We start from the raw sequence: 7034 nt of genomic DNA, 5'->3' as shown, positions 1-7034 counted from the left end.
GCGCGTCGATTTCGCCATGGAGTTCAACTTGCCGGTGGAATTTACGGTGTGGACTGCGGGAAGATTTTCGAAAGTAAACGGGTGGGTGAAGTACGTTGATATGATTGCGCAACAGTTTCGCGTAAAACTAGCAAACGGATTGATAGAGCGTGTGAGCATGGCGGACGTGGTTGACGTGAGGGTTGTCGAAGATTAGCGATACATGATATAATTGCGTTAATCTGACACGGTCGTATTCGCCTATTTATGGCGATTGATTTGCCGAAACGATCTAACGCCAATGATGACGGCGTTTGAACGGAATAATTAACGTATGTTTTTCGTAGCACGACTCAAAATCGTGTTCCTTCTGGAGTGTCGGTTCGACCCCGACCACCGGTATCATGAGAACTATTTACGTCCGTTTTAATGAAAGTAAAACACCCACAAACGTTGTTAACTCAGCGTTTATGGGTGTTTTTTATTTTTTTGTTAATAATAATTATCTCAATTGCTGCGCATTTCAAGGATACTATTCATTAGAAAACGAACTTCTCGATAGTTCTGTGAACTATCGAGGAACTCCTTTTATATTTGTAAGGAATCTATCTTGTGAATCAAGATTCTTCAGGGAGTGACAGGCACCTTCTCTTAATTGTCTTGCTGTAGTAAAAAATGGCGGCATGCATGGTGCCTGACCCGAGATACGTTAAAAACTTTAAAATATCGGGTCAGGCACACTATCCTTTTAATTAGTTTAGTACTAACATTTTAGCCCAAGTATTGATTGTATAGTGCCTTTGCTTCGGAGATATCTTTTGTTCCATGAACCAGTACTCTTCCATCCTTAAAAAAAACTAATCGGTAAGGATCTGCTGTATAGGATAAAAGATAAGGATTTCGCTGGATTGTTCCTCTTTTTTTAGCCAATAGTTTTTCTAAAGCAGGCAAATCACGCACTGTTAGAAAAGAGGGCCGAATCTGAACAGAATCTCTTCCACAAAGGACTGCTGTCTTCGTTTGATTTTCAAATAATAAATAAGGGTAGGAACGGTTATTTCCACACGAAGGGCAATCCTCTCTTTTTAGCTTATCTACCTGTATAGTACTATATTGATTTTTCCATAAATCAAATGAAATAAGTTTATTTCGGATTGAACCGAAATCGCCGACTAAGATTTTCAATGCTTCACTTATTTGATATGCTACAACCATTTGAACAGCGGGACTAATTATTCCTGCTGTGTTACAAGTTAATCCACCTATTGGAACGGTTTCAAGTAAACAAGAAAGACAAGGTGTTTTTTCAGGAATAAATGTGCAGGTAATGCCATAGCTTCCAACGCAAGCCCCATAAATCCATGGAACACCCATCTTTTGTGATATATCATTTATGATCATTCTTGTTTCAAAATTATCGGTTGCATCAATGATAAGATCCACGTTCTTAGCCCATTCTTCAAGTTCTCGGGCTGAAGCATCCGCAATAATTGCCTGAATTTCAACAGTTGAGTTAACTGATGATAAGCGTTTTTGGGCTGCAATGGCCTTTGGAATTCGTGATTTGGCATCTTCTTCTGTATATAATTGTTGCCGCTGTAAATTACTCCATTCCACGTAATCACGGTCAACAATAGTTAGTTTGCCAATTCCAGCACGGACCAATGCTTCAGAACTACTTGTACCGAGAGCTCCTGCTCCTATGATGAGTACATGCTTATCGGAAATCTGTTGCTGCCCATCTTTTCCAATCGGTGAAAATAGCTCTTGTCGTGAGTACCTCTGATTCACCCAATACTCATTCCTTCCTGTGGACTGCTTGCAGTTGCATATTTTCTTTTTTCGATTCTGCCTGCTTCAAAACCTAAGCGGCCTGCTTCAATCGCCAGCTTCATAGCTTTAGCCATTTTTACCGGATCTGTAGCCCCTGACACTGCTGTATTTAATAATACGCCATCGGCGCCCATTTCCATTGCCAACGCAGCATCGGAAGGTGTTCCTATACCAGCATCTACAATAACAGGCACCTGGGCTTGTTCAATGATGAAACTAAGGTTTAATGGATTGATGATACCTTGACCGGATCCTATAGGTGAGGCCCCTGGCATGACCGCATGACAGCCAACTTCTTGAAGCCTCCTAGCTAAAATCACATCATCTGAGGTATATGGAAGGACAATAAATCCTTCCTTTATTAATTCCTCTGTTGCCTTTAAGGTTTCAATTGGATCAGGAAGTAATGTTCGGTCACATCCAATTACTTCCACTTTAATCATATCGCACAGGCCTGATGCTTTCGCTAATTTTGCTATTCTGATAGCCTCTACAGCAGTTTTTGCTCCTGCTGTATTAGGTAAAAGTGTATATTTGTTGGTGTCTAGCTGTTCTAATAAATTGGGCTGACTCGCTTCAAAAATATTCATTCGTCTAACTGCAAATGTAAGGATCTCCGCTTCAGATACTTCCAACGCTTTTTTTTGGAGTTCAAAGTTTAGATACTTTCCCGTTCCTAATAATAAACGAGATTGAAAGGATAATGGACCAATTTTTAACATATCAACCGCCTCCTACAAAGTGGACTATTTCTATTTGATCTTTATCTGATACTCTCGTATTCTGGTGTTCTAGTTTCGGTATTATTACCCCATTTACTTCCACGATTACGATTTTATCTTGAATGTCATAATACTTGAGAACATCTGCAATATATACAACATTTTCCGGTAATTGGATTAACCGACCGTTTAAGACAACTTCCATTACAATACCTCCTACACAATGGTTTCTTGATGTCTTTCTAAATGAAATGCTGAGAGAAGCGTTTGATCTAGTAATGTACCTGTTAAAAGCTCAGCTACTAATTTCCCTGTAATTGGGCTTAATAGAATTCCATTTCGAAAATGCCCTGCTGCAACATATAATCCCTTCCAATTTGGATGTTCGCCAATGTATGGCATACCATCTGCTGTCTGCGGTCGGATTCCAGACCACACGCGCTCCCATGAGGCCTCATTTAATTCGGGAATAAGTTGTGTGGCTCTTTGGATTAAACTTGCAATCCCTAAAGGTGTTACTGTTTGATCAAAAGTATGTTCAATCATGGTAGCGCCAATATAGATTTCCCCATTCTGCTTTGGTACTAAGTAACAACGCTTGTCGGAAAAAATTGTTGTATTGATCAATGTCTTATTAGGTTTGACAGAAAAGCATTCTCCTTTAATTGGATACATATTTATTTTGAATCCGGATTCTTGCATTAATTGAGCGGACCATGCCCCGGCGGCAATGACAATCTGATTGCTGTGTATAACCCCTTTAGTTGTTTTAACCCCATTAACCTGATCATTTTCATAAATAAATGAAATGGCTTCCGTATGTTCACGGATCTCGGCTCCAAAATAGACTGCTGCTTGTGTGAATGCTTTCGATAACTTTTCCGAATGTACATGGCCATCGTTAGGCAGAAACATCGCTCCTGCTATGCTTGGGGATAGGGATACTTCCATTTCATGCAATTCCTTAAAATCAAGCCATGTAATTGCAGGATCCCAATTTCTTTGATAGGTAACCTGTTTTTTTAAATCGGATGCAATTTCCTCTGTTTCCGCAACTTTCAGCATTCCTTTATTTACAAACTCAATATCCATTCCTGTATATTCCAATAATTCACTTGAGAGAAGATGAAACATTGCTTGGCTTTTTAGGGCTAACTGGAGTAACGGACCATCTTGTTCCATTTCTGCTTGTGTAGCCAGCATTCCTGCAGCAGCGCTTGAAGCTTGGCAAGCTAATTGCTCTTTCTCAATGATGACAACTTTTCTTCCCATTTTTGAAAGATGATAAGCAATGGAAGACCCGATAATTCCTCCACCAAGTATGACCACATCAAATATATTTTTCACTTTTTCCATCCCCATCTTTTAATTCATATATGTAAGACTTAACAGCTGCCAATGGATCGCTTGCATCTAAAATACCCGACATAACCGCAATCCCTGATGCACCTGCACGAAGTACCTCTGCTGTATTCTCTGGTGTAATACCTCCAATTGCAATTACCGGAATGTCTAGTTTTGTAAGCCTAGAAAGTTCTTCTAATCCTTTAGGAGACATCCCTAGTTTTGATTGTGTTGAGAATATGTGACCGTAAATCACATAATCTGCCCCATTTATTTTTGCATCTACCGCTTCTTCGTAGGAATGAATGGATCGTCCAACCCGGAGTAGAGGGAAATTTTCTTTCACACTTGCTGGTTCTAAACTGTGGAAGGCTAATTGGACTCCTCTGGCCTTTGCAACTAATGCAACATCCAAGCGATCATTAATCATAATCTTTGTTCGTGGGATATTTGCAGAAGTTAAAAGTTGGACTTCATGAAATAGTTCTTTTGCTGTTTTTTGTTTTTCCCGTAAATGAATGGCTGTTACATAGGGGTGGATATCCATCATTATTTCTCTGAAATTTTCAATCGGCATCTTCCCATTGGATATGATATGCAACTCTTTATCTTTGAAAATACAAGGCACTCCCTTCAGAAGATTTCCGCTAAAAGTAAAAACAAAAAACCACTTCCTCAAATTAAGAAAGTGGTTTGAAATTTGAAAATAAAAAAATTCATCAAAAATCACAGTCCCACTTCCCTACGCTGGTATGATCCAGATCAGGTTCATAGAGTCCCGAAGTAAAACTTCAATCTCAGCCTTTTAAAAAAGGCACCTCTAGCGGATAAACTTCAAATTTTATTTTTTTATTATGATTTTACATCGATTATGTTAGCACCTTTGTAAGAAATGTCAAATTATTTTTTATCATGTCAGTCAAAATATGATACTATATCTTGGAAGCATAACCTTTAAAGAATGGATATTTATAGGTGTTTAATTCAGATAAATATTCGTCATGCGCAGTCTCATCCCCTTATTTTCATTTTCAAAATTTTCCTTTTCTTTTAGTAGAATTACCTGTATACTAAGATCGAATTGAATAGAAATAACTAGGGGAGTCCAATAAGTTGGGCTGAGAAAGGAACACGTTGAAGTTTCTTGACTCTTGGGACCTGATCTGGTTCATACCAGCGTGGGGAAGTTAGAATAGTCATTGTAGCAATACTACTTCTGCATACATTTTAGCCGGGTCCAACCATTTGTTGGATACCGGCTTTTTTTTGTATTTCATAAGTTGTTTTATAAGATCTCCACTTGTTGTGTTCTATTTCTTGTCCTTTATATCCAAAAAGGAGAGATTATTTATGTCAATGTCAACAAATTCATTAAATGAAAAAAGCATTTCCATCATGTCTAATTTTCCGGGAAGCAAAAAAGTATATGTAACGGGATCTAGACCTGACATTAAAGTGCCAATGCGTGAAATCGAGTTAAGCCCGACAACTGGTACGTTTGGAGAGGCGAAAAATCCTCCTGTACGTGTGTATGACACTAGTGGACCATATACAGATCCTGAGTATTCCGTTGATATTACAAAAGGTCTTCCTGCCCTTCGAAGTTCATGGATTCAAGAACGAGGCGATGTTGAGTATTATGATAGTCGTGAAATCAAACCCGAAGATAATGGTTATAAAGATAAAAACGATCCTCGTACCAATTATAAGGTGTTTCTTGGTTTAAAGAGGAAACCATTACGAGCCAAAAAAGGGAATAATGTCACACAACTTCATTATGCCAAAAAAGGGATAATCACACCTGAAATGGAATTCATTGCAATTAGAGAAAATCTGAAACCTGAACTCGTACGTGACGAAGTAGCGAAGGGGAGAGCAATTATCCCATCTAATATCAACCATCCAGAAGCAGAGCCTATGATAATAGGCCGTAACTTTCACGTAAAAATTAATGCCAATATTGGCAACTCTGCCGTTTCATCTTCTATTGAAGAAGAGGTTGAAAAAATGACCTGGGCAACACGTTGGGGTGCTGATACTATTATGGATTTATCTACAGGGAAAAACATCCATACAACAAGAGAATGGATCATTCGTAACTCAGCTGTTCCTGTAGGCACCGTCCCAATTTATCAGGCACTTGAAAAAGTAAATGGCATTGCTGAAGATCTTACCTGGGAAATTTACCGGGATACCTTAATTGAACAAGCGGAGCAAGGCGTTGATTATTTCACAATTCATGCCGGGGTACTTTTACGATATGTTCCGTTAACAGCAAAACGTGTAACAGGTATTGTCTCTCGCGGCGGATCTATCATGGCTCAATGGTGCTTGTACCATCATAAAGAAAGCTTTTTATATACTCACTTTGAAGAAATCTGTGAAATTATGAAATCGTATGATATTGCATTTTCTTTAGGGGATGGATTGCGTCCTGGATCCATTGCAGATGCAAATGATGAAGCACAGTTTGCTGAATTAGAAACACTTGGAGAGTTAACAAAAATTGCTTGGAAGCATGATGTCCAGGTTATGGTTGAAGGACCAGGACATGTACCAATGCACCTGATTAAAGATAACATCGACAAACAGCTAGAAGTCTGTCAGGAGGCCCCCTTCTATACACTTGGCCCCCTAACAACTGACATAGCCCCTGGTTATGATCATATTACATCGGCTATTGGAGCTGCAATGATTGGTTGGTATGGGACAGCAATGCTTTGTTATGTAACGCCAAAAGAACATTTAGGTTTACCAAATAGAGATGATGTTCGTGTAGGGGTTGTAACTTATAAAATTGCTGCACATGCTGCTGATTTAGCAAAAGGACATCCTGGAGCACGCATGAGAGATGATGCCTTATCAAAAGCTCGCTTTGAATTCCGTTGGAGGGATCAGTTTAATTTGTCTTTAGACCCTGAACGCGCAATAGAATATCATGATGAAACTTTACCAGCTGAAGGTGCAAAAACGGCACATTTCTGTTCAATGTGTGGACCTAAATTTTGTAGTATGAGAATTTCTCAAGATATTCGTAATTATGCTATAGAAGGCAATCTTGATACGAAGGAAGCAATTGAAATAGGTTTGAAGGAAAAGGCCGAAGAGTTTAAGCAGACTGGTGGTAAAATATATAATAACTTTCTTAGGAGGTGA

7 protein-coding genes and 2 riboswitches are annotated in these 7034 nt (G+C 38.9%); of the genes, 2 read left to right on the top strand and 5 right to left on the bottom strand.

Going from position 1 to position 7034, the window contains the following annotated elements:
* A partial coding sequence (locus C1726_RS05965; RefSeq protein WP_142385060.1) for a YolD-like family protein occupies positions 1 to 196 on the top strand: 196 nt, incomplete at its 5' end.
* A gap of 554 nt (positions 197 to 750) precedes the next feature.
* On the opposite strand, the gene C1726_RS05960 is transcribed toward C1726_RS05965, so the two are convergent.
* From C1726_RS05960 to tenI, 5 genes are read right to left on the bottom strand one after another with little or no spacing between them, the layout of a single operon-like run.
* Positions 751 to 1770: a thiazole biosynthesis adenylyltransferase ThiF gene (locus C1726_RS05960; RefSeq protein WP_102272323.1), complete on the bottom strand. Its 1020-nt coding sequence runs from the start codon at positions 1768 to 1770 to the stop codon at positions 751 to 753.
* Positions 1767 to 2534, bottom strand: a complete 768-nt coding sequence (locus C1726_RS05955; RefSeq protein ID WP_102272322.1) for a thiazole synthase — start codon at positions 2532 to 2534, stop codon at positions 1767 to 1769. The genes C1726_RS05960 and C1726_RS05955 overlap by 4 nt, the downstream gene beginning before the upstream one ends.
* Position 2535: 1 nt before the next feature.
* Entirely contained in the window at positions 2536 to 2739 is a 204-nt protein-coding gene (thiS, locus tag C1726_RS05950) for a sulfur carrier protein ThiS (RefSeq protein ID WP_102272321.1), read from the bottom strand.
* A gap of 11 nt (positions 2740 to 2750) precedes the next feature.
* Positions 2751 to 3890 (bottom strand): glycine oxidase ThiO, encoded by a 1140-nt coding sequence (thiO, locus tag C1726_RS05945; RefSeq protein WP_235822708.1) that lies wholly within the window; start codon positions 3888 to 3890, stop codon positions 2751 to 2753.
* Entirely contained in the window at positions 3865 to 4506 is a 642-nt protein-coding gene (gene tenI, locus C1726_RS05940) for a thiazole tautomerase TenI (RefSeq protein ID WP_322090961.1), read from the bottom strand. Before tenI ends, thiO begins: the two co-directional genes overlap by 26 nt.
* 94 nt (positions 4507 to 4600) lie before the next feature.
* Positions 4601 to 4710: riboswitch (TPP riboswitch) on the bottom strand.
* A 255-nt stretch (positions 4711 to 4965) separates the two neighbouring features.
* A riboswitch (TPP riboswitch) is annotated at positions 4966 to 5080 on the top strand.
* 154 nt (positions 5081 to 5234) lie between these two features.
* On the opposite strand from tenI, the gene thiC reads away from it, so the two are divergent.
* Positions 5235 to 7034 (top strand): phosphomethylpyrimidine synthase ThiC, encoded by a 1800-nt coding sequence (gene thiC, locus C1726_RS05935; RefSeq protein WP_102272388.1) that lies wholly within the window; start codon positions 5235 to 5237, stop codon positions 7032 to 7034.

This window comes from Cytobacillus massiliigabonensis (assembly GCF_900199725.1).
Lineage (GTDB): Bacteria > Bacillota > Bacilli > Bacillales > Cytobacillaceae > Cytobacillus > Cytobacillus massiliigabonensis.
Note: the sequence above shows the minus strand (reverse complement) of the source record. Positions and strands in the feature narration are given on the sequence as shown.